Below are 22,918 nucleotides of genomic sequence, written 5' to 3' on the forward strand. Positions count from 1 at the left end.
CTTCGCAGTTCCTCGCAGTACTTCCGCGCAAGGAGTCCGTACCCCATGACGTCCACGGTGCCCAACGCCGTCGAGCACGCCGCCGAGCAGCAGCCGCCGATCACCATGTTCGGCCCGGACTTCCCCTACGCCTACGACGACTTCCTCGCCCACCCGGCGGGCCTCGGCCAGATACCGGCCACCGAGCACGGCACCGAGGTCGCCGTCATCGGCGGCGGCCTGTCCGGCATCGTCGCCGCGTACGAGCTGATGAAGATGGGCCTCAAGCCCGTCGTCTACGAGGCCGACCAGCTCGGCGGACGGCTGCGCACGGTCGGGTTCGAGGGCTGCGACGAGTCGCTGACCGCCGAGATGGGCGCGATGCGCTTCCCGCCGTCCTCCACGGCCCTCCAGCACTACATCGACCTCGTCGGCCTGCACACCACTCCCTTCCCCAACCCGCTGGCCGAGGGCACCCCGTCGACCGTCGTGGACCTCAAGGGCGAGTCGCACTACGCGGAGACCGTCGCCGATCTGCCGCAGGTCTACCGGGATGTCGCCGCCGCGTGGAACAAGTGCCTGGAGGAGGGCGCCGACTTCTCGGACATGAACCGGGCCATGCGCGAGCGTGACGTGCCGCGCATCCGCGAGATCTGGGCGAACCTGGTCGAGAAGCTCGACAACCAGACCTTCTACGGCTTCCTCTGCGACTCCGAGTCGTTCAAGTCCTTCCGGCACCGCGAGATCTTCGGCCAGGTCGGCTTCGGCACCGGCGGCTGGGACACCGACTTCCCCAACTCCATCCTGGAGATCCTGCGCGTCGTCTACACCGAGGCCGACGACCACCACCGGGGCATCGTCGGCGGCTCCCAGCAGCTCCCGCTGCGGATGTGGGAGCGCGAGCCGGAGAAGATCGTCCACTGGCCCTACGGCACCTCGCTGGCCTCGCTGCACGTGGGCGGCGAGCCCCGCCCGGCCGTGACCCGGCTGAACCGCACCTCCGGCAACCGGATCACCGTCACCGACGCCAACGGCGACATCCGCACCTACCGGGCGGCGATCTTCACCGCCCAGTCCTGGATGCTGCTCTCCAAGATCGCCTGCGACGACTCGCTCTTCCCGATCGACCACTGGACCGCGATCGAGCGCACCCACTACATGGAGTCCAGCAAGCTCTTCGTGCCGGTCGACCGGCCTTTCTGGCTGGACAAGGACGAGGAAACCGGCCGGGACGTCATGTCGATGACGCTCACCGACCGGATGACGCGCGGCACCTACCTGCTGGACGAGGGCCCGGACAAGCCGGCCGTCATCTGCCTCTCCTACACCTGGTGCGACGACAGCCTGAAGTGGCTGCCGCTGTCCGGACACGAGCGGATGGAGGTCATGCTGAAGTCGCTCGGCGAGATCTACCCGAAGGTCGACATCAGGAAGCACATCATCGGCAACCCGGTGACCGTCTCCTGGGAGAACGAGCCCTACTTCATGGGCGCGTTCAAGGCCAACCTGCCCGGCCACTACCGCTACCAGCGCCGCCTGTTCACGCACTTCATGCAGGACCGGCTGCCCGAGGACAAGCGGGGCGTCTTCCTCGCCGGGGACGACATCTCCTGGACGGCCGGCTGGGCCGAGGGCGCGGTCCAGACCGCGCTGAACGCGGTCTGGGGCGTCATGCGCCACTTCGGCGGCGAGACCGACCCGACCAACCCCGGCCCCGGCGACCTCTACGACGAGATCGCGCCCGTCGAGCTGCCCGAGGACTGATGTCCGAGGACTGAGCGGGAGCGGGGGCGGCCGGGACTTCAGACCCCGGCCGCCCTCGCCTTCTCGTAGACCTCGGCCGCGGTGTCCTTCAGCTCCGCCGCGTCCCGCGCGTCGCTCTGGACGTCGAGGAGTATCTCCGCGTCCGGGACGATGCCGGTGTGCGCCGCGATGTCGGCCACGATCTGGTCGGTGTCCCCCTCGAACAGCGGGCGGTCCGCGCCGGTGTACGGCTTGGGGGCCACCCGCGCGTTCACCCTGATGACCGTGCGGACCGGCTCCGCGCGGCCGCGCTCCTCGGCCAGCTCCCGCAGGTCGCGCCACTGGGCGGCGAGCTGCTCCGGACCGTACGCGCCCGGCAGCCAGCCGTCGGCCTGGTCCACCAGCCGCCGCATCGCCCGCCGGTTCCCCGCGGCCAGCAGGACCGGGACCGGCCGCACCGGCTTCGGGCCGACGATCGCGGAGGCGATGTCGGTGGTCTTCCCGTGATGGACGACCGGATCGGGACCCCACACCGCCCGGCACACCGCGATCACCTCGTCCAGCGCCGTGCCGCGCTCCTCGAAGGGGAGCACCCCCGAGGCCGCGTACTCGTCCAGGGACCAGCCCGTGCCGAAGCCCGCGATGACCCGGCCGCCGCTCACCACGTCCAGCGTGGCCAGGGACTTGGCGAGCTGGAACGGCAGGTGCAGCGGGGCGACCAGCACGCTGGAGCCCAGCTCGGACCGCGAGGTCGCGGTGGCGGCCAGGGTGAGGGTGACCAGCGGGTCGGCGACGCCCCGGTACCCCTCCGGCCAGGGCAGACCCGGTATGCCGTACAGCCCCTGGGTGGCGGGCTCCGGGACCAGGGCCCGCTCGAAGACCCACAGGCTGTCGTAACCGATCTCCTCGGCGGCGCGCGCCACGTCGGGCACGTCCCTGCCGATGTCGTACTGGCGCATCTGGGGAAGGCCGAGGCCGAGCCTGGTCGTCATACCGGTGCTCCTTCGCGTCGGGATGTCCCTTCAACGCGCGGCCCTCGCCCGGCTGTTCCGAAAGTCACCCGTTGGGGTGACTTCAAGCCACCTCAGTCGCCGAGCGGCGTCAGCAGCATCCGGCCCGCGAAGCCGACCGCCGCGTCCAGCCGGGCGGTGAACTCCTCGGCCACGTCGCCGCAGCGGCGCAGCGCCCACAGCACACGGGCCGCCGACCAGGTGGCGTCGCGGGCCCGCTCCAGGCTCCACGCGCCCAGCAGATGGGTGATCGGGTCGGCGATCTGGAGCAGGTCGGGACCCGGCATCAGATCCTCGCGGATGCGCTCCTCCAGCGCGACCAGCAGTTCGCCGACCCGGTCGAACTCGTCCTCCAGCTCGGCCGGAGCGCACCCCAGCGCCCGGCAGGTGTCGACCACGGCGAGCGCCAGGTCGTGCCCGATGTGCGCGTTGATGCCGGCCAGTGCGAACTGCAGGGGCCGTACGCCGGGATGGCGGCGGAGCTGGAACAGCGGGCGCCAGCAGGCGGGCGGACGGCGGTCCTCGGTGACCGCGTCCACGGCCGCCAGGTACCGTTCCGCGAACCGCACGTCCAGCGCGGCCGCCGCGCACGGGTCCGGGAACTCCCCGGCGTCCAGCCGCCGGTCCACCTCCTCGGTGACGGCGAGGTAGACCCGGTTGAACACGGCGACCCCGTCCCGCTCGGGCAGCTCCGTGCCGAGCGCGCGCATCCGGGACAGGACGGCGTCGACGGGGGTGGTGGTGTATCGCGGCAGCGCCATGGGGGAAGGGTGGCAGCCGCGCACCGGGCGGTGGGCCCACCGGCCCGGTGCTTCGCCAAAACGAGCGAACGCCGGGCCGGTACGGCTGCCGTTACGGCTTGCCGGACCCGTCGGAGGGGCCCTCGGCCGACTCGTCGTACGACGACGTGCCCTCGTCCAGCAGCGGCTGCTGTGTCTTCAGGTGTGCCGGGGCGAAGGCGCGCAGGGCGTGGTAGCCGGTGATGACCACCAGGGTGCCGAGCGCGATGCCGCTCAGGGAGAAGGTGTCGGTGAACTTCATGGTGACGTTGCCGACGCCGATGATGATGCCCGCGGCCGCCGGGACCAGGTTCAGCGGATTGCGCAGGTCCACCTTGCCGTGCAGCCAGATCTGCGCGCCGAGCAGGCCGATCATGCCGTACAGGATGACGGTGATGCCGCCGAGGACACCGCCGGGGATCGCGGCCACCACCGCGCCGAACTTGGGGCAGACACCGAAGAGCAGGGCGAAGCACGCGGCGGCCCAGTAGGCGGCCGTGGAGTAGACGCGGGTCGCGGCCATCACGCCGATGTTCTCGGAGTAGGTGGTGTTCGGCGGGCCGCCCACCGCGGTGGACAGCACGGAGGCGACGCCGTCCGCCGAGATCGCGGTGCCGAGCTTGTCGTCCAGGGAGTCGCCGGTCATCTCGCCGACCGCCTTGACGTGGCCCGCGTTCTCCGCGACCAGGGCGATCACGACGGGCAGCGCGACCAGGATCGCGGACCACTGGAAGGACGGCCCGTGGAAGGTGGGCAGCCCGATCCAGTCCGCGTTGGAGACGCCGGAGAGGTCCAGACGCCAGTGGTCGGTGACCTTGCCGCTCGCGTCCGCCGAGTGGATCTTGCCGAGGGTCAGGTCGAAGATCCAGGAGATGAGGTAGCCGAAGACCAGGCCCAGGAAGATCGCGATGCGCGACCAGAAACCCCGCAGGCAGACGACGGCCAGACCGGTGAACAGCATCACCAGCAGCGCCGTCCACTGGTCCTGCGGCCAGTACGTCGTGGCGGTCACCGGGGCCAGGTTGAAGCCGATCAGCATGACCACGGCGCCCGTGACGATGGGCGGCATCGCGGCGTGGATGATCCGCGCGCCGAACCGCTGTACCGCGAGACCCACCAGGAACAGCGCCACGCCGACGACGAGGATCGCGCCGGTCACGGTCGCGCTGCTGCCGCCGTCCGCGCGGATCACGGCGGCGACGCCCACGAAGGACAGGGAGCAGCCCAGGTAGCTGGGAATCCGGCCCCGCGTGGCGAGCAGGAAGATCACCGTCGCCACACCCGACATCATGATCGCCAGGTTGGGGTCCAGGCCCATGAGCACGGGGGCGACGAAGGAGGCTCCGAACATCGCCACGACGTGCTGGGCGCCCAGTCCCATCGTGCGCGGCCAGGTCAGCCGTTCGTCGGGGCGTACCACCGCTCCGGGTGCGGGTGATTTCCCGTCACCGTGCAGCTTCCAGCGCACGCCGAGGTCCATGGTGGGGTTTCGCTTTCTCTGTACTGAAGACGGTCTGCACCATTGTCAGGGGTACGAAGGTGCGCTTCGCGCCCGCGGTCCCCTTCGCGCGCCGGGAACGCGCGTCCGGAGCGCCCGCCGACGACCCGGTCTGACCAGGGGAGTTCCCCGCCAGGGGTCCTGAGCGGGCGCTTAGTATGTAGGTGTCCGGGGGCGCGCGCCGCCCCACCCGCCACGCCCGGGAGTCCCGCCCGTGACCGCCGAAGCCCCGACCGTCCCCGCCGTCCCCTACGGGCAACTGGTCCCCGTCGCCGTGCACTTCGACGATCTGGACGCGCTCGGACTCCTGCACAACGCCCGCTGTCCGCTGCTGGTCGAGCGTGCCTGGACCGAGCTGTGGAACGGCCACGGGGTCCGCTTCGACGGTGACTGGGCGGCGGCCGGCGACGCCTGCAACGCGGTCCGCGAACTCGTCATCGGCTACGAGACACCCGTCACCCGCCCCGGCACCTACGCCGTCCACCTCTGGCTGGAGCGGCTCGGCACCACCGGCCTCACCTACGGCTTCCGCCTCTGCTCGGCCGACGGCGCCACGACCTACGCGCGCGGCACCCGCGTCCTGGTCCGGCTGGACGCGGCCACGCTGCGGCCCGCGCCCTGGAGCGAGGGGTTCAGGACGGTGGGCCGGGAACTGCTGCGGCCTTCGGACTGACCTCGGTGCCGCCGCGCTCGGCGGTGCGCAGCACGCCCGCGAACGCGGCCAGCGCGCAGGCCAGCACGGTCACCACGATGAACGACACGGTCAGGCTGGTCATCTGGGCCACCCCGCCGATCAGGCTCGGCGCGATCAGCCCCGAGGTGTAGGTGATGGTGGCCACGCCCGCGATGGCCTGGCTCGGGTTGGGGCCCGCGTGCCCGGCGGCCGCGAAGCACAGCGGGACGACCACCGCGATGCCGAGGCCCATCAGCGCGAAGCCGGTCATGGCCAGCGGCGGCCGGTCCGCGAGGACCACCAGCAGCCCGCCCAGCCCGGCCAGCAGGCCGCCCGCCCGGACGGTCCGTACCGCGCCGAAGCGGTTCACCACCGCGTCCCCGGCGATCCGGGCGACGGCCATGGTCAGCATGAACCCGGTCGTCGTGGCGGCCGCCAGGCCCGGCGAGCCGTCCAGCCGGTCCCGCAGGAACACCGCCGACCAGTCCAGGCTGGCTCCTTCCGCGAACACCGCGCAGAAGCCGACCGCGCCGATCAGCAGGGCCGAGCGGGGCGGCAGCGCGAACCTCGGCGGCGGCTCCTCGTCCTCGGCGGGCTGCACGTCCAGCACCCAGGCACAGGCCAGCAGGCCCAGCACGGTGAGCACGGCGGCGGCCAGCACATGGTGCAGCCGTGCGTCCGAGCCCAGGTGGGCGGCGAGCGTGCCCGCCGCCGAGCCGGTCAGCGCGCCCGTGCTCCACATGCCGTGCAGCCCCGACATGATCGACTTGCCGAGCAGCCGCTCGATCTCCACCCCGAGCGCGTTCATCACCACGTCCGCCATGCCGGAGGCGGCGCCGAAGGCGAACATCCCCAGGCAGAGCGTGATCAGGTTCGGCGCCAGCGAGGGCAGCACCAGGGAGAGCGTCCACAGCGCGAGCAGCCCGCGCAGGGCGGTACGGCTGCCGAAGCGGTGACTGATCCGTCCCGCCAGCGGCATCGCGCAGGAGGCGCCGAGCGCGGTGAAGGCCAGGGCGAAGCCGAGCTGTCCCGTGCTCAGTCCGGCGTGGTCCTGAATCCAGGGCACCCGGGTGGCGAAGGAACCCGTCACGGCACCGTGCACGGCGAACACGGCGGCCACGGCGTACCGGGCACGCCTGACCTCCCCGGCCGGCCGGCTCACGTCACCCATGTTCACGTCCCTCCCCAGGGAGTCGCCCGCTGTACCGTCCTCGGCACCCGCGCAAACTATCAGGGACCCTGCCTGATAGATAGAGTGCCTACGGCAGCCCGCCTCTGGGAGGATTCCCGTCATGCCCGCATCACCGAGCACCGCACGGGCCATCAACGACCGGCTCGCCCTGCGGCTGTTGCAGCACGAGGGCCCGCTGACGGCGGGACAGCTCAAACAGCTCACCGGCCTGTCCCGGCCGACCGTGAGCGACCTCGTCGAACGCCTCACCGTCTCCGGCCTGATCCGGGTGGTGGGGGAGTCCGGCGAACAGCGCCGTGGCCCCAACGCCCGGCTGTACGGCATCGCCGCCGACCGCGCCCATCTCGCCGCCCTCGACGTACGCACCGGGGGAGTCCTCGTGCTCGTCTCCGACCTCGTCGGGCGGGTGCTCGCGGAGGTGGCGGTGCCCATCGACGCCGAAAGCGGCACCGGGCCGGCTGTCGAGCAGGCGGTCGCCGCAGTGGAGGAGGCGGCGCGGAAGGCGGGCCCGGACGTCTGGACCGGGCTGCACACCGTCGGCATCGGCGCGCCCGGACTGGTCGACCCCGCCACCGGAGACCTGCGTGACTCCAGCGGGCTGCCCGCCTGGCACCGCAGCCTGGTCGCCGCGCTCCAGCGGCGGCTGCCCGAGGCACGGGTCACCGTGGAGAACGAGACCAACCTCGCGGCCCTCGCCGAGCAGCGCGAGGGCGCCGCCCGCGACCGGGACACCTTCGTCCTCCTCTGGCTCGGGCACGGTGTCGGCGCCGCCGTCGTCCTCGACGACCACCTCCGCCGGGGCGCCTCCGGCGGCGCGGGCGAGATCGGCTTCCTGCCCGTCCCCGGCACCGGCTCGCTGCCCTCCGCCACCGACTGCGACGGCGGCTTCCACGCCCTGACGGGCGCCGCCGCGATCGGCGCCCTCGCCCGTGAACACGGGCTGCCGGTCAAGGGTCCGCTGGACGGGCCGGGCGCCGCTCGGCTGGTCGCGGAGGCGGTCGCCGACGGTGCCGCGCCCGCCGCCCGCTTCCTCGACGCCCTCGCCGACCGCCTCGCCATCGGCGCCGCCGCCGTGACCGCGATCCTCGACCCCGGCTGCGTGGTGCTCGGGGGCGAGGTCGGCCAGGCCGGGGGAGAGGCGCTCGCGGCGCGGGTCGGCGCCCGGCTGGGGCGGATGTCCCCGCTGGTCACCGAGGTGCGCCCCGGCGCCCTCGGGGGTGCGGCGGTGCTGCGGGGCGCCCTGCTGACGGCCCGCGACCGGGCACAGGACGAGCTGTTCGCGCCGTAGGAGGCTCAGCCGCGGTCCCGTAGGGCGCTCACGCCGTCGATGTCGTTGAAGTGGTGGTGGACGTGCCTGTTTCCGGCGACCGGCAACCTCAGCCGAACCGGCGGGCCAGGTACTCCTCGAACGTCCCCTTCCCCACCGCCTGTTCCGGTGCCAGATGCCCGCCGGCGCGGAACGCCCCGTACGTCCGCCCGGCCAGCGGGACCTCCAGCAGGCGGCGTCGCCTGCCGGTGGCGTGCAGGTAGGCGCGGGCCAGGGAAGGCACCGAACGGACCTCGGGACCGCCGATGTCGGGCACGCGTCCCGCGGGCGCGGCGAGCGCCAACTCGGCCAGCCGGTCGGCCACTTCGGCCACTTCCACCGGTTGGTCCGCCAGCCCGGCCGGGAGCAGGGCCAGCGGGGGCGCGGTCAGCTTGCCCAGGAAGGTGACCATCAGGTCGTGGAACTGGGTCGTACGCAGCACGGTCCAGCCGAGCCCCGACTCCTCGATCCGCCGCTCCACCGCGAGCTTGGCGCGGTAGTAGGGCAGCGGCACCCGGTCCACGCCGACGATGGAGATGTACACCAGATGCGCCACCCCGGCCCGCCGCGCGGCCCGGGTGAGCCGCTCGGCGGCCTTCTCGTCGCCGCCGCCCGGCGAGCTGGCGCAGTGCACCACGCGCTCCACGCCCGCCAGCGCCGCGTCCAGCGCGGGTCCGCCCGCGCGCAGATCGACCGCGTACGGCTCGCTGTGCCGGCTGAGCACCCGCACCTCGTGGCCGTCCGCCCGCAGCTTCTCGGCCACCAGCCGTCCGAGCGTGCCCGTGCCACCCGTCACCAGGATCGTGGTCATGCCGTTCGCCTTCCCTGAAGGTCTCGGGCGCCCCGGTCGGCACGCCCCTGACCTTGTGACGGCGCCACCCCCGGGAAATGTGACATGCCCCGGCCGTGGCGGCCACCGGGGTGCTGGGGTGACCCGGCGGCGGGCAAGGGCCTTCGTCACCGCCGCCGGGTCCGGTCGCACCATAAAAGGACTAGACCACTCCGGTCAATAGGTCCGGACCAAGCTCAATTGCCTTGTGATGCGGGGGTGTTGGCTCGGGCGTTCACTCGGACGGCTTGGCTGTGAGGCAGCACACACCGGTCACCTGTATGGCCGACGGGCGGGCGTGGCAGACTTGCCGTGTACCAGAAGCAGCGCACTCCGGGGTCGGTGAAAGTCCGAACCGGCGGTTACAGTCCGCGACCCGGTCGCTTCCAGCGGCCGGTTGACCAGGTGAAATTCCTGGACCGACGGTTAAAGTCCGGATGGGAGGCAGTGCGCGGCGGGCGAGCATCACCATGCGCGCCGCCGTATTTCCGGTCTCGTCCGTATCCGGACGGGTCCGTCTCGGCGTCGTGAACCGGTGCGTTCCACCCGTCCATGCCGTCGTCATCGACCGGCCCCCGGAGTCCGTGCCCGAAGAGGCAGGAGGACCGGGGAAGTGTTCACCGGAATCGTGGAAGAGCTGGGCGAGGTCACCGCCGTCGAGAACCTCGGCGACGCCTCCCGTTTCCGGCTCCGTGGCCCCGTCGTCACCGAAGGCGCCCGGCACGGAGACTCCATCGCCGTCAACGGCGTCTGTCTCACCGTGGTCGACCACGAGGGCGACGAGTTCACCGCCGACGTGATGGCCGAGACCCTGAAGCGCTCCAGCCTCGGCGCGCTCGCCGTCGGCTCCCGCGTCAACCTGGAGCGCCCCACCGCCGTCGGCGCCCGCCTCGGCGGCCACATCGTGCAGGGCCATGTCGACGGCACCGGCGAGGTGCTGGCCCGTACCCCGTCCGAGCACTGGGAGATCGTGAAGATCTCGCTGCCCGCCGCCCTCTCCCGCTACGTCGTGGAGAAGGGCTCCATCACCATCGACGGCATCAGCCTCACCGTGGTCGAAGCGGGCCCCGACTTCCTCACCGTCAGCCTCATCCCCACCACCCTCGCCCTGACCACGCTCGGCCACAAGCAGCCCGGCGACCCGGTCAACCTCGAGGTCGACGTCATCGCCAAGTACGTCGAGCGGCTGCTCGCGGCCGGACAGGAGGCAGGCGCGTGAACTCGCTCAACACCGAGGCGTTCACCCTGCTCGGCCAGCACATCCTCTGGTCGGACATGATCGGCAACCTCTTCGGCCTGGCCGCCCTCGCGCTCGGCTGGCGCCGCTCGCTGTGGACCTGGCCGGTCCAGCTCGTCTCCGGCCTGATCCTCTTCGCCGCGTTCTACGGCCACCTCGCCGGCAGCGCGGGCAAGCAGGTCGTCGTCATGGCCGTCGCCGTCTACGGCTTCTGGCAGTGGAGCCGCAACCGCGGCAAGGCCGCCGACGGCCACATCGCCCCCCGCTTCGCCACCTGGCGCGAACGCGCCATCATGGCCGCCGCGGCCGCCGCCGGCACCGTCGCCGTCGCCCTGCTCTTCACCGCGTACCCGTCCCTGTCCTGGGACCCCTGGCCGGACGCCTACATCTTCGTCGGCACCATCGTCGCCATGTACGCCCAGGCCAAGGGCATGGTCGAGTTCTGGATCGCCTGGCTGCTGGTCGACCTCGTCGGCGTCCCGCTCAACTTCACAGCCGGCTACGCCTTCTCCGGCTTCGTCTACGTGATCTACGGCGCGCTCGTCCTGTGGGGCATGCGCGACTGGTGGCTGCGCTCCCGCAAGGACACGCGGCCCGTCCTGGAAGGAACGCCCGCATGACCTCGGCACCCCCGCTGCACCCCGGCGACAGCATCGAAGACTTCCGCCTCGACCCCGTCGAGCAGGCGATCGCCGACATCGCCGCGGGCCGCCCCGTCGTGGTCGTGGACGACGAGGACCGCGAGAACGAGGGCGACCTCGTCATCGCCGCCGAGAAGGTCACCCCCGAGATCGTCGCCTTCATGATGAGCGAGTGCCGGGGCCTGATCTGCGCCCCCATGGAGGGCGCCGAACTCGACCGGCTGCGGCTGCCGCAGATGGTCGAGGACAACACCGAGTCGATGAAGACCGCCTTCACCGTCTCCGTGGACGCCTCGCCCCTGCACGGCGTCACCACCGGCATCTCCGCCGCCGACCGCGCCACCACCCTGAAGCTGCTGGCGAGCGGCACCGCGAAGCCCACCGACCTGGTCCGCCCCGGCCACATCTTCCCGCTGCGCGCCAGGGAAGGCGGCGTCCTCGTCCGCGACGGACACACCGAGGCCGCCGTCGACCTCGCCCGCCTCGCCGGGCTCCGCCCCGCCGGAGCCATCGTGGAGATCGCCGGCGAGGACGGCCGCATGCTGCGCCTGCCCGAGCTGATCCCCTTCGCCCGCAAGCACGGCCTGACGATCATCTCCATCGCCGACCTCGTCACCCACCTGCGCGTCCCCGCGCCCGCCGTCGAGCACGAGCAGGCCGTGACCGCGCCCCTCGTGGCCGCGCCCACCGTGCGCCGCGAGGCCGAGACCAGCCTGCCCACCCGCCACGGCACCTTCACCGCCTACGGCTACCGGGCCCCCGACGGCGTCGAACACGTCGCCCTCGTCCACGGCGACCTCGGCGACGGCACCGGCGTGCTCGCCCGCGTCCACTCCGAATGCCTCACCGGAGACGTCTTCGCCTCCCTGCGCTGCGACTGCGGCCCCCAGCTCGAGGCCGCCCTCGCCCGCATCCACGCCGAGGGCCGGGGCGTCGTCGTCTACCTGCGCGGCCACGAGGGGCGCGGCATCGGCCTGCTGTCCAAGCTGCGCGCCTACGAACTCCAGGAGCGCGGCCGGGACACCCTCGACGCCAACCTGGAACTCGGCCTGCCCGCCGACGCCCGCGACTACGCGGCCGGCGCCCAGATCCTCGCCGACCTCGGCGTGCGCGACGTCCGCCTGATGACCAACAACCCCGACAAGACCGACGCGCTCACCCGGCACGGCATCCAGGTCACCGGCCGCGAGCCGATGCCGGTCCACGCCGACGAGCACAACGTCCGGTACCTGCGCACCAAGCGCGACCGGATGGGCCATGACCTGCCCTGGCTGGACACCCCCACCGTGTCCACCTGCGGCAACCAGTAAGCGAACAGCACGAAGGAGCAACGTGAGCGGCAAGGGTGCACCGGAACTGTCCGTACGCAATGTGAGCGACCTCAGGGTCGCCGTCATCGCGGCGCAGTGGCACGACAAGGTGATGGACGGCCTGGTGAACGGCGCCCTGCGCGCCCTGCACGACCTCGGCATCGACGAGCCGACCCTGATCAGGGTCCCCGGCAGCTTCGAACTCCCCGTCGCCGCCAAGGTCCTGGCGGGCCGCGGCTACGACGCCGTCGTCGCCCTCGGTGTCGTCATCCGCGGCGGCACCCCCCACTTCGACTACGTGTGCCAGGGGGTCGCCCAGGGCCTCACCCAGGTCTCGGTGGAGACCGGCGTCCCCGTCGGCTTCGGCGTCCTCACCTGCGACACCGAGGAGCAGGCCCTGGACCGGGCCGGCATCGAGGGCTCCAGCGAGGACAAGGGCCACGAGGCCGTCACCGCGGCGGTGGCCACTGCGGCCACCCTGCGCTCGGTGTCCGAACCCTGGCACTGAGACACCGCCCGGACCGCGTAGGGTGAGGACCACCATGTCCAATAAGACGTTCGAGGAGCTCTTCACCGAGCTCCAGCACAAGGCAGCCACCGGCGACCCCGCCACCTCCCGCACCGCCGAACTGGTCGGCAAGGGCGTCCATGCCATCGGCAAGAAGGTCGTCGAAGAGGCCGCGGAGGTCTGGATGGCCGCCGAGTACGAGGGCAAGGAAGCGGCCGCCGAGGAGATCTCGCAGCTGCTCTACCACGTCCAGGTGATGATGGTCGCCCGCGGTATCTCGCTGGACGACGTCTACGCCCACCTGTGATCCGTCGCCCCACACGCCTCACCCACCGCACCACCCCGTCACTCGAAGGAAGCCGTCCTCATGCTGCGCATCGCCGTCCCCAACAAGGGTTCCCTGTCCGGACCTGCGGGGGACATGCTGCATGAGGCCGGCTACCGGCAGCGCCGGGAGTCCAAGGAACTGCGGACCGTGGACCCGGTGAACGAGGTCGAGTTCTTCTACCTCCGCCCCCGGGACATCGCCATCTACGTCTCCTCCGGGCAGCTCGACATCGGCATCACCGGCCGCGACCTGCTGATCGACTCCGGCGCCGGCGCCGAGGAGATCCTCCCGCTCGGCTTCGCCCGCTCCACCTTCCACTTCGCCGCCCGGCCCGGCACGTTCGCCGGCACGGCCGACCTCAAGGGCCGCACGGTCGCCACCTCCTACGAGGGCATCGTCGGCCGCCACCTCGCCGACAACGCCATCGACGCCTCCGTGGTGCACCTCGACGGCGCGGTGGAGACCGCGATCGAGCTGGGCGTGGCGGAGATCATCGCGGACGTGGTGGAGACCGGCACCTCACTGCGCAACGCCGGCCTCGAGGTCTTCGGCGAGCCCATCATGAAGTCCGAGGCCATCGTCATCCGCCGTACCGGCGCGGAAGCCGAGGAGCCGAAGGTCCAGCAGTTCCTGCGCCGCCTCCAGGGCGTCCTGGTCGCGCGGACCTACGTGATGATGGACTACGACTGCCGGGTCGAGCAGCTGGAGAAGGCCGTCGCGCTCACGCCCGGCCTGGAGTCCCCGACCGTCTCCCCGCTGCACAACGAGGGCTGGGTCGCCGTCCGCGCCATGGTCCCCGCCAAGGAGGCCCAGCGGATCATGGACGACCTGTACGCCATCGGCGCCCGGGCCATCCTGACCACGGCCATCCACGCCTGCCGTCTCTGAGGAACCCGAACCAGATGTCCGAGCTTCCCCAGCCACCCGCCCAGCCCGCCCTGCCGGTCACCTTCCGGCCGGGACACACCCGGGTGATCCTGCTCACCGCCGGTGTGGCGATCTTCGTGGTCGTCGCCGTCATCGCCCTGCTGCTGGACCTCGGCCCGGGGGAGCGGCTCACCTTCATCCTCACCGGGGCCCTCATGGCCTGGGTGCTGGCCCGGCTGGCCCGTGTGAAGGTCGTCGCCGAGCAGTCCGGCGTCACCGTCGTCAACATCGCGGGCAGCCGGCGCCTGGCCTGGGCCGAGATCGTCCAGGTCAACCTGCGTCCGGGTGACCCCTGGGTGTTCCTCGACCTCAGCGACGGCACCAGCCTGGCCGCGCTCGGCATCCAGCCCGGCGTCGCCAAGCAGCGCGCCATCGCCGACGCGCGGACCCTGCGCACACTGGTGGAGCAGCAGGCGCCGCGCGATCCGGAGCTGCCCCGCGCTTGAGTCCCGGGCGGGCTCAGGGGCCCCTCGGGGTCCCGCATCAGGGGCCATTCAGGGGCGGCCACCCTTGCCGCACCTGCCCCGGTCTTGACTAATCTGTTGGCGGAGGCGTTTCCATGGCGCCTCCGCCTCCGTCGTGCCACGCCCGGCGCGCGGAGGTTTTCCCTGCTATCCGAGGAGTGACCCTCTCCGGCGATGGACGGATCGTCCTGTAGTACCTGCGCCGCCCCCTGCCGACATACCGCGGACCCGGTCCGCGTGCACGCGGAGGCGGCGGCATCATGAGCACCCCCCTGCTGCTCCTAGGAGCGGCCTTCCTGCTGATCCTCGCCAACGGCTTCTTCGTGGCCGCCGAGTTCGGCCTCGTCACCGTCGAGCGCCAGGACGCCGAGCAGGCCGCGGCCGAGGGCGACACACGCGCCCGTACGGTCGTGGAGTCGCTGAAGGAACTCTCCTTCCAGCTCTCCGGCACCCAGCTCGGCATCACCATCACCTCGCTCGTCGTCGGCATGCTCGCCGAACCGGCCCTGGCCGACCTGCTCAGCGGGCCCTTCAGGGCGCTCGGTGTGCCCGAGGGCGCCGTCTCCGGTGTCGCCGTGGTCGTCGGCATGCTGCTGGCCTCCGCGATCCAGATGGTGGTCGGTGAGCTGGTCCCCAAGAACTGGGCGGTGTCCAAGCCGCTCCAGGTCGCACGGTTCGTCGCGGGCCCGCAGCACCTGTTCTCGCGGCTGTTCCGGCCGGTGATCGCCGTGCTCAACACGGTCGCCAACCGGCTGGTGCGCGCCCTCGGTGTCGAGCCGGCCGACGAACTGGCCTCGGCCCGTACCCCCGGCGAGCTGGTCTCCCTGGCCCGGCACTCCGCCCAGGCCGGAGCGCTGGAGCAGGACACGGCCGACCTGTTCGTCCGCACCCTGTCCCTCGGCGACCTGACCGCCCAGCACGTCATGACCCCGCGCGTGAAGGTCAGCGCGCTCCAGGACTCGGCCACCGCCGAGGACGTCGTCAACCTCACCCGTGCCACCGGCCTGTCCCGCTTCCCCGTCTACCGGGAGAAGATCGACGAGATCGTCGGCATGGTCCACCTCAAGGACGCGCTGGCGGTCCCGGCGCACGAGCGCCTGCGTACGCCGGTCGCCCGGATCGCCGGCAAGGCGCTGCTGGTCCCCGAGACCCTGCCGGTGCGCCCCCTGCTGACCCGGCTGCGCAGCGAGCAGCCCATCGCGGTCGTCGTCGACGAGTACGGCGGCACCGCGGGCGTGGTCACGCTGGAGGACATCGTCGAGGAACTGGTCGGCGAGGTCCGCGACGAGCACGACCGCCAGGACGTGCCCGAACTCGCCCCCGCCCCGCCCGAGGACGGCCGGCCCGCCTGGGACGTGGACGGCGGCTGCCGCGTCGACGTCCTCACCCGCATAGGTCTCGACGCCCCCGAGGGGCCCTACGAGACCGTCGCCGGACTCGTGGCCGACCTGCTCGGCCGCATCCCGGCCCCCGGCGACCGGGCCGAACTGCCCGGCTGGCGGCTGTCCGTGCGCCAGGTCCGCCACTACCGCGCCGAGCGGGTCCGCCTGGTCCGGACGGCACCCATCGCCCAGCCGACGGAGGCCGCCCGATGAGCGTCGTCCAACTCCTCTTCGCCGCGCTGCTCGTCCTCGCCAACGGATTCTTCGTCGGCGCCGAGTTCGCGCTCGTCTCCGTCCGCCGCAGCCAGATCGAGCCGCTCGGCACCGCGCGCGCCCGCCAGGTGCTGCACGGTCTGGAGCGGCTGCCGCAGATGATGGCGGCCGCCCAGTTCGGCATCACCGTCTGCTCACTGACCCTGGGCGCGGTGGCCGAGCCGACCGTGGCCCAGCTGCTGGAGCCGGTGTTCGAGGCGGTCCACCTCCCCGAGGGTGTGATCCACCCGCTGGGCTATGTGATCGCGCTGGCCGCGGTGGTCTTCTTCCACCTGGTCATCGGCGAGATGGTGCCGAAGAACCTGGCCATGGCCGCGCCGGAGAAGGCCGCGCTGTGGCTCGGCCCCGGCCTGGTGTACTTCGCCCGGATCTGCAGGCCGGTCACCGTGGCGCTCGGCGCCTGTGCGCGGGGCATCCTGCGGCTCTTCCACGTCGAGCCCAAGGACGAGGTCGAGGCCGTCGTCACCAGCGAGCAGCTCAACCGCCTGCTGGAGGACTCGGGCCAGGCCGGCCTGCTCGACCCGGAGGCGCGGGAGCGGCTGGAGGACGCGCTGGAGCTGGGCTCCCGCCCGGTCACCGACGTCCTCCTCAAGCGCGAGTCCCTGGTGACGGTGCCCCCGTCGGTGACACCGGGGGAGATCGTCGAGCTGACGGCGCGCACCGGCTACTCCCGCTTCCCGGTGGCCGCCGGCACGGGCGCCTTCATGGGGTACGTGCATGTGAAGGACGTCCTCGACCTGGAGGACTCCACCCGGGCCGTGCCGCAGCACGTCTGGCGTCCGATGGCCACGCTCCGCGCGGAACTCCCGCTGGACGACGCGCTGACCGTCATGCGCCGGGCCGCCACGCATCTGGCCCAGGTGGCGGACGCCTCCGGCCGGGTACTCGGCCTGGTCGCGCTGGAGGACGCCCTGGAGCTGCTGGTGGGCGAGGTCCACGACCCGGCCCACCCGGACACCCCGGAGCCCGCGCCGAAGACGGAACCGGTGCCCCTGCGCCCGGCCCCCGCCCGGCCACGCCAGAGCGGCGAACCGGAACAGGCACTGGCCACCTAGGCCGCACCAGCCGCAGGGCCCGTCACATCGCCGACGGGTCCTGCGGTGCCCGGCCCGACAGCACCTCGCCGTACGCCTGCATCAGGTCAGGCAGCCGCAGGGTGGCCAGGTCCTCGCGGGAGAGCACGCCCGGACAGGTGGACAGCCGCAGATCCCGGTACGCGCAGCTCTTCTCGTACATCGTGCGCAGGAACCGGCCGTTGCCCAGTTCGTCGATCCAGCCCTGGTCGACCACGTGCCCGGCGATGGAGCGCAGCTCCTCCACTGCCTCCTCGTCCCACTCGTCGCCGTTCTCCGCCGCGAGCACCCGGCCGATCTCGGTGAGTTCGGCGGGCCGGTAGGAGGGGAAGTCCACACGGGTCGTGAAGCGGGACGACAGACCGGGGTTGGCCGCCAGCAGCCGGTCCATGCCCTCGGGGTACCCGGCGAGGATCACCACCAGGTGGTCCCGGTTGTCCTCGGCCCGCTTCAGCAGCACCTGGAGCGCCTCGTCGCCGTACGCGTCGCCCTTGCCGTACCCGGAGTTGGACAGCGCGTACGCCTCGTCCACGAAGAGCACCCCGCCGATGGCCGAGTCGATCAGCTCATTGGCCTTCACGGCGGTCTGGCCCAGGTACTCCCCGACCAGATCGGCCCGCTGCGCCTCCACCAGGTGATCGCCGCCGAGCAGCCCCAGCGCGTAGAAGACCCGGCCGAGGATGCGGGCCACCGTGGTCTTGCCGGTGCCGGAGGGGCCGGAGAAGACGAAGTGCCGTTTCGGCGGCTGCACCGGCAGCCCCTGCCCGGCACGCAGCCGGGCCATGTTCAGCTGCGCGGAGAGCGCCTTCACCTGCCGCTTGACGGGTTCCAGACCCACCATGCGTTCCAGCTCCGCGAGCGCCTCCTCCAGTAAGGCCGGATCGGTCGGCCCGGCCGGCAGGTGCGGGGAGGACACACCGCTCTTCACCCGGACCGTCCGGTCCGGCACCGAGGGGAGCGGCCCGGTCGGCAGGTCGGGCTCGGAAAGCCGCAGATCGCGGCCCTCGGTGCCGAACACCGGGTCGAGGGTGTCGGGGCCGTCCATCGTGTCCTGCCCGGCGCCGGACAGGGTGATCGCCGCGAAGTCGGCCGGGTCGTCGTACCCGTCGCCCTCGGCGATGGCGGCGAGCCGGGCGGAGGTGTCCATGAAGGCCGGGTCGACCCGGTGCACGGCCCGGTACAGCGGCAGCGCGGCGGCGCTGCGGCCGGTCCCCTCGTGGGCGCGGGCCAGCCAGTACCGGAGCTCCTTGCGCTGCGGCTGTTCGCTGCGGCAGCGCATCAGGGCGGCCGCGAGCAGCGGCTCGGCCTGCCCGAACGTCTCCAGCCGGACCCGGGCCATGCCGCCGAACAGGCCCGCCTCTATCCCGAGCAGGGGGTCGTCCAGCAGCGGGTCGGTGTGCCGGACCAGCTGGTCCCAGTCCTTGACCAGATAGGCGCGGCAGGCGTGCAGGAACCGCACCTGCGGGTCGGTGTCCACGGGCGGCAGCCCGGCCAGCGCCCGGTCCAGCTCCGGCACATGGCGGCCGTCCAGCCAGTGCGAGGCGTGCGCCAGCAGCAGATCGCGGGGGCTCTCCAGCACCGGCTGCACCCACCAGCCCAGCCAGTACCAGGAGTTGAGGGCGCGGCGGTGCCGGGCGCGCTGCTCGCCGAAGCGGTCGCGGTGCCGGAACATCCTGAGCAGCGCGGTGGTCGTGTCGACCCTGAGCGCGTGCAGTCCGAGCCAGGCGTCGGCCATCCCCGGGTCCATCCGCGCCGCGGCGCGGAACTCCTCCTCCGCCTGCGGGTAGGCGCCCATTGTGTAGGCGTCCACGCCTCGCATCCAGGCGAGGTCGGCCGGGGCCTCGGGGCCCCGCGTGCCGAAGTCCATCACGTCCCCCACGAACCGTGCCCCCCGTTGGTTGCCCGCCGGGCAGGCGCTCGGCGGTCTCCGCGGTCGAACCGCTGTACCGCGGACCGGAGTTGCAGGTGCGCGAGGCAGCCGCTCGAAGGTCGCACCGAGGGCATCGTACCCGTGGGAACACCGGCTGCCGAAGGGTGCCGCAGACGGTGTTTGACGAGGTGGGAGCATGCGGGGCGCAAGGGGCGCGGTCACCGAGGGTGATCAGATCGATGCGTCCGGCTCCCCGGAAACCGGCTCGGGGCAGTACGAAGCCCCCGATCACGGGGGAACGATCGGGGGCTTCGTGTCTTCGGACGGTCCGCGACGGGCCGTGTGTAGAGAACGTAAGACCTGTACGGGCGCCGGGTCAAGCGAAGTTGGACCCCTGAACGAAGTTCCGATGCCACCGTCTTCACAAGTTCAGCACACAGCGGATGAGCCGTCACCGTGAGTGAAAATTCGGATGGGGCGAGCTCGGTCAGAGGGGGCTCGCGGGCCCGGGCAGCACCTCGTACCCCGCCGGCGTCGCGCGCACCAGGAGGTGTGCGTGGGGGCGCGAGGGGTCGGCGGCGAAGTGGGCGCGCTCCGCCGCGGTCCAGCCGTCCCAGAACGCCCGCTGCGCGGCGCCGTCCCAGAACGCCCGCTGCGCGGCGCCGTCCCGGCGGCGGCCGCGCGCCCAGGACTCCCGCGCGGGCAGCTCCATCCACAGCAGCGACGCCAGGTGCGGGCGCAGCTCCCGGCGTCCCGCGCCCACGCCCTCGACCAGGATCACCGGGGCGGGCGGCAGGGTGCGGAGCGGGCCGAAGGCGCGCAGGTTCCAGTCGTAGGGGGCGTACCGCGCGCTCTCACCCCGGCCCAGCGGCTCGATCACCTCGGCGGTGAACCGGCCGGTCCAGGCGAAGAGTTCGGCATGACTGGCGATGTCGTCCAGGTGCAGCACCGGCGCCCCGCCGAGCGCGGCGGCCAGCTGTCCGGCGAAGGTGGACTTCCCGGAGCCCGCGTGCCCGTCGACGCCGATCAGCCGGACCGGCCCCAGTGACGGGGGGAGGCCGCGCAGGCGGCCGGCGAGGTCGCGAATGGTGATTCCTGAGGTGTGGTGCGGTGTGGGGGAGTTCTGCCGGAAACAGTCTAGTAGGGGCCGATGGGGGCGGTGCCCGGCGGCGGGAAAACGCCACTTCCCGAACCGCCCGCTGACCCAAGGTCAATCGGTGGAGATTTTCACTCGGAATCCGCCGACCGATATGTGAAATTAGGCGTTCCAGGTGCGTCGGCCGGTGAGTAAGGTGCGTCCTGCACAACTGCGACGCGTCGTATCGGGACGGACAGGGGAGCATGGCCGCGGAGTTATTCGAGGGGCAGTACGTCTGGCACCCGGCGGCCGACGACCGCGTCCTGGCGAGCGTATGCGTCGATGTGCGTGCCGGACGTCATCGCTACGCCTACGAGGCCCTCGCCGAGACCCGGTCCGATTTCGCGCTGCGCGCCCACCGCTCGCTGGTGCTGGCCTCGGAGGCCGCCGGCACCGACCTCGTGGAGCGCTGGCTCGCCGAGGAGCCGTCGCCCGAGGCCGCGCTGATGTGGGCCCGTGTGGCCGTGCAGCGCGCGATGCGGGCCGCCGACGCGCGCGACGAGCGCGCCGAGGCGCTGGAGCGGATCGCGCTGACCGCCTGCGAGCGTGCCGCCGCCCTCGCCCCCGGCGACCCCACGCCGTGGGTCGCCAAGCTGGCCATGGCCCGGCTGCACCAGCTGCGCGAACCGGCGCCGCAGGGCCTGCTCACCGCGCCGCCCGGCCCCTGGCGGCTGTTCGCCCACATCCTGTCCCTGGACCCCTGGCACCGCGAGGGCCATCACCGCTTCCTCTCCTTCTTCTTCACCCGGCACGGCGGCTCGGTCAACGCCGCCTGGGACGTGGCCGCCTTCCTCAGCCAGCGCGCGCCCGCCGACTCCGCGCTCAGACTGCTGCCGCTGGTCGCGCTGGTGGAGAGCTACAACCCGACCCAGCTCCTCGCCGACCGGGTCTGGGAGCAGCCACAGTGGCGCTCCACCGCGCTGGCCGCCTACCGCAACTGGCTGCCCGCGGTGGCCGGTTGCCGCTTCACCCCGGTGCTCGACCTGGCCTACCTCGCGCACGCGCTGGTCATGGGCCAGAGCGAGTTCGAGGCACGTGCGGTCTTCGCGGCGATGGGCCCGTACGCCTCGCGCATGCCCTGGAGCGCCTTCGGCGACCCCGCCGAACAGCTCTCCCGCGCCCGGCGCGCCTGCGGTCTGCCCGTCCCCGGACCCGCCTGAGAACCACATCTACCGCGTCCACCCCCAACAGAAAGGCAGATCAGTGTCGGAACGGATATCGCCGCCAGGGGCCAAGGCTCCGGCGGCCGAGGACCCGGTCGTGCTCGACGACGACGCGACCCTGCACGCGATGGGTTATCCGCGTAAACTCACGCGTCGTTTCAAGGCGTTCGACAATTTCGCGATCTCCTTCACCATCATCAATATCCTCTCGGGTATTTTCTCGTCCTTCGGATTCGGCCTGAGTGCGGGTGGCCCCCGTGTTCTCGTGTTCGGCTGGATCGGGGTTTCGGTGATGGTGCTGTTCATCGGCGCCGCCATGGCGGAGGTCGCCTCCGCCTATCCGACGAGCGGGGCGCTTTATTTCTCCGCCGGTAAACTCGCCAAGCGGCACAAGGGCGCCTGGTCCTGGTTCACCGGCTGGCTGAACTTCGTCGGCCAGATCGGCGGCACCGCCGCCACGGGTTACGCCGCCGCCACCTTCATCCAGGCGTTCGTCGCCCTGCAGTGGCCGTCGTACGAGCCCACCGCCCACCAGACGGTACTGATCACCGCGCTGATCATCGTGCTCCAGGGGTTCGCCAACACCTACACCGTCCAGCTCGTCGCGGTGCTGAACCGGATTTCTGTGTGGTGGCTGCTGATCGGACTCGTGGTGATCGTGGGCGCACTCATCGTGATTCCCGATCATCATCAGTCGGCGTCCTTCGTGACGCATTTCGAGAACAACACCGGCTTCACCAACGGTCTTTACGGCGGCATGCTGGGCCTGCTGGTCACCAGCTGGACCTTCACCGGCTTCGACGGCAGCTTCCACATGTCGGAGGAAACGGTCCAGGCGACGGTCAACGCGCCGAAGGGCATCACCCGCGCCATCGGCTATTCGGCGATCACCGGCCTGATCCTGATGCTCGCGCTGGTCTACAGCATTAGCGACTACACCAAGGTGGCCGGTTCGGACGCCCCTCCCGTCCAGATTCTCATCGACGGGCTCGGCCTCGGCACCGCCAAGGCCATGCTGCTCATCGTCATCGGCGCCATGCTCTTCTGCGGCCTCGCCAACCTCACCAGCAACACCCGGCAGATCTTCGCCTTCTCGCGGGACGGTGCCATGCCCGGCTCCCGCTGGTGGCACTCGGTCTCCACGCGCACCCGTACGCCCGTCAAGGCGGTGTGGCTCGCCGTTGCCTGCTCGCTCGCCCTGGTGGTGCCCGGCTGGTGGTCCCACACGGCGTTCACGGCGATCGTCAGCGTCAACGTGGTCGGGCTGTTCCTCGCCTACGCGGTGCCGATCTTCCTGCGGCTGCGCCTCGGCGACGCGTTCCAGCCCGGCCCCTGGCACCTGGGCCGCTGGGGCAAGCCGATCGGCTGGGTCGCGGTGACCTGGATCCTGCTCAGCAGCGTCCTGTTCATGCTCCCGCAGGCGTCCCCGATCACCGCGGACTCCTTCAACTACGCGCCGATCGCGCTGGCGGCCGTCCTGCTCATCGCCACGGTGTGGTGGTTCACCACGGCCCGCCGCCGCTTCCAGGGGCCGGTCAGCTACGGCCGCCCCGACGAGGTCGCGGCGATGGACCTGGTCTGAGTTTCCGGATGAC

Annotated in this window: 20 protein-coding genes, 1 pseudogene and 1 riboswitch; of the genes and pseudogenes, 14 read left to right on the top strand and 7 right to left on the bottom strand. The window is 71.9% G+C overall.

The genetic code is table 11. The annotated features are described in order from the left end of the window. Window positions 1-45: 45 nt before the first annotated feature. Window positions 46-1,743 carry a flavin monoamine oxidase family protein gene (locus ACIGA3_RS20390; RefSeq protein ID WP_399717407.1) on the top strand — a complete coding sequence of 566 codons (1,698 nt, stop codon included), beginning with the start codon at window positions 46-48 and terminating at the stop codon, window positions 1,741-1,743. Between the two features lie 38 nt (window positions 1,744-1,781). Here the strand turns inward: ACIGA3_RS20390 and ACIGA3_RS20395 are convergent, their stop codons facing one another. The 3 genes from ACIGA3_RS20395 to ACIGA3_RS20405 form a co-directional block, all read right to left on the bottom strand. Continuing rightward, on the bottom strand, window positions 1,782-2,714 hold the full coding sequence (locus ACIGA3_RS20395) for an LLM class F420-dependent oxidoreductase (protein WP_399717409.1): 933 nt from the start codon (window positions 2,712-2,714) through the stop codon (window positions 1,782-1,784). Between the two features lie 92 nt (window positions 2,715-2,806). Further along, window positions 2,807-3,493: a DUF5995 family protein gene (locus tag ACIGA3_RS20400; protein ID WP_399717412.1), complete on the bottom strand. Its 687-nt coding sequence runs from the start codon at window positions 3,491-3,493 to the stop codon at window positions 2,807-2,809. A 91-nt stretch (window positions 3,494-3,584) separates the two neighbouring features. Further along, window positions 3,585-4,991, bottom strand: coding sequence for a uracil-xanthine permease family protein (locus ACIGA3_RS20405; RefSeq protein ID WP_399717415.1), 1,407 nt, complete (start codon window positions 4,989-4,991; stop codon window positions 3,585-3,587). Between the two features lie 232 nt (window positions 4,992-5,223). On the opposite strand from ACIGA3_RS20405, the gene ACIGA3_RS20410 reads away from it, so the two are divergent. Beyond that, complete coding sequence (locus tag ACIGA3_RS20410; protein ID WP_399717418.1) at window positions 5,224-5,682, top strand: acyl-CoA thioesterase; 459 nt, start codon at window positions 5,224-5,226, stop codon at window positions 5,680-5,682. Here ACIGA3_RS20410 and ACIGA3_RS20415 read toward each other — a convergent pair. Then, the gene (locus tag ACIGA3_RS20415; RefSeq protein WP_399717420.1) at window positions 5,642-6,853 is read right to left on the bottom strand and encodes an MFS transporter; all 1,212 of its coding nucleotides are present in this window, start codon (window positions 6,851-6,853) and stop codon (window positions 5,642-5,644) included. The genes ACIGA3_RS20410 and ACIGA3_RS20415 overlap by 41 nt on opposite strands. 121 nt (window positions 6,854-6,974) lie before the next feature. Here ACIGA3_RS20415 and ACIGA3_RS20420 point away from each other — a divergent pair, with 121 nt between their 5' ends. Next, window positions 6,975-8,162 (top strand): ROK family transcriptional regulator, encoded by a 1,188-nt coding sequence (locus ACIGA3_RS20420; RefSeq protein ID WP_399717423.1) that lies wholly within the window; start codon window positions 6,975-6,977, stop codon window positions 8,160-8,162. An 88-nt stretch (window positions 8,163-8,250) separates the two neighbouring features. Here the strand turns inward: ACIGA3_RS20420 and ACIGA3_RS20425 are convergent, their stop codons facing one another. Then, complete coding sequence (locus ACIGA3_RS20425) at window positions 8,251-8,991, bottom strand: SDR family oxidoreductase (protein WP_399717426.1); 741 nt, start codon at window positions 8,989-8,991, stop codon at window positions 8,251-8,253. Between the two features lie 342 nt (window positions 8,992-9,333). Continuing rightward, window positions 9,334-9,464: riboswitch (FMN riboswitch) on the top strand. A 158-nt stretch (window positions 9,465-9,622) separates the two neighbouring features. Here ACIGA3_RS20425 and ACIGA3_RS20430 point away from each other — a divergent pair. From ACIGA3_RS20430 to ACIGA3_RS20470, 9 genes are all read left to right on the top strand, one after another. After that, complete coding sequence (locus ACIGA3_RS20430; protein WP_399717429.1) at window positions 9,623-10,228, top strand: riboflavin synthase; 606 nt, start codon at window positions 9,623-9,625, stop codon at window positions 10,226-10,228. Then, the gene (locus ACIGA3_RS20435) at window positions 10,225-10,866 is read left to right on the top strand and encodes a nicotinamide riboside transporter PnuC (RefSeq protein WP_399717432.1); all 642 of its coding nucleotides are present in this window, start codon (window positions 10,225-10,227) and stop codon (window positions 10,864-10,866) included. Before ACIGA3_RS20430 ends, ACIGA3_RS20435 begins: the two co-directional genes overlap by 4 nt. Then, window positions 10,863-12,197, top strand: a complete 1,335-nt coding sequence (locus ACIGA3_RS20440; protein ID WP_399717434.1) for a bifunctional 3,4-dihydroxy-2-butanone-4-phosphate synthase/GTP cyclohydrolase II — start codon at window positions 10,863-10,865, stop codon at window positions 12,195-12,197. The genes ACIGA3_RS20435 and ACIGA3_RS20440 overlap by 4 nt, the downstream gene beginning before the upstream one ends. A 22-nt stretch (window positions 12,198-12,219) precedes the next feature. Further along, complete coding sequence (gene ribH, locus ACIGA3_RS20445; RefSeq protein WP_399717436.1) at window positions 12,220-12,705, top strand: 6,7-dimethyl-8-ribityllumazine synthase; 486 nt, start codon at window positions 12,220-12,222, stop codon at window positions 12,703-12,705. Window positions 12,706-12,739: 34 nt separating this feature from the next. After that, a complete protein-coding gene (locus ACIGA3_RS20450) occupies window positions 12,740-13,012 on the top strand; it encodes a phosphoribosyl-ATP diphosphatase (protein ID WP_006378313.1) in 273 nt (90 codons plus the stop codon). Window positions 13,013-13,072: 60 nt separating this feature from the next. After that, window positions 13,073-13,921: an ATP phosphoribosyltransferase gene (gene hisG / locus ACIGA3_RS20455; protein ID WP_399717439.1), complete on the top strand. Its 849-nt coding sequence runs from the start codon at window positions 13,073-13,075 to the stop codon at window positions 13,919-13,921. Between the two features lie 14 nt (window positions 13,922-13,935). Beyond that, the gene (locus ACIGA3_RS20460) at window positions 13,936-14,406 is read left to right on the top strand and encodes a PH domain-containing protein (protein ID WP_399717442.1); all 471 of its coding nucleotides are present in this window, start codon (window positions 13,936-13,938) and stop codon (window positions 14,404-14,406) included. Between the two features lie 278 nt (window positions 14,407-14,684). Next, complete coding sequence (locus tag ACIGA3_RS20465; protein ID WP_399717445.1) at window positions 14,685-16,019, top strand: hemolysin family protein; 1,335 nt, start codon at window positions 14,685-14,687, stop codon at window positions 16,017-16,019. Further along, window positions 16,016-17,134, top strand: a complete 1,119-nt coding sequence (locus ACIGA3_RS20470) for a hemolysin family protein (RefSeq protein ID WP_399717447.1) — start codon at window positions 16,016-16,018, stop codon at window positions 17,132-17,134. Before ACIGA3_RS20465 ends, ACIGA3_RS20470 begins: the two co-directional genes overlap by 4 nt. Before the next feature lie 22 nt (window positions 17,135-17,156). Here ACIGA3_RS20470 and ACIGA3_RS20475 read toward each other — a convergent pair whose 3' ends face one another. Both ACIGA3_RS20475 and ACIGA3_RS20480 read right to left on the bottom strand, forming a co-directional pair. After that, window positions 17,157-19,019 (bottom strand): AAA family ATPase, encoded by a 1,863-nt coding sequence (locus ACIGA3_RS20475; RefSeq protein WP_399717626.1) that lies wholly within the window; start codon window positions 19,017-19,019, stop codon window positions 17,157-17,159. Window positions 19,020-19,451: 432 nt separating this feature from the next. Then, window positions 19,452-20,115 (bottom strand): annotated as a pseudogene (locus tag ACIGA3_RS20480) (uridine kinase). A gap of 248 nt (window positions 20,116-20,363) precedes the next feature. On the opposite strand from ACIGA3_RS20480, the gene ACIGA3_RS20485 reads away from it, so the two are divergent. Together ACIGA3_RS20485 and ACIGA3_RS20490 are read left to right on the top strand one after the other, a co-directional pair. Next, window positions 20,364-21,320: a hypothetical protein gene (locus ACIGA3_RS20485; RefSeq protein WP_399717450.1), complete on the top strand. Its 957-nt coding sequence runs from the start codon at window positions 20,364-20,366 to the stop codon at window positions 21,318-21,320. Window positions 21,321-21,363: 43 nt separating this feature from the next. Continuing rightward, entirely contained in the window at window positions 21,364-22,905 is a 1,542-nt protein-coding gene (locus ACIGA3_RS20490) for an amino acid permease (RefSeq protein ID WP_399717452.1), read from the top strand. Window positions 22,906-22,918: the final 13 nt, after the last annotated feature.

This window comes from Streptomyces sp. NPDC085596 (assembly GCF_044541565.1).
Taxonomy (GTDB): Bacteria; Actinomycetota; Actinomycetes; order Streptomycetales; family Streptomycetaceae; genus Streptomyces.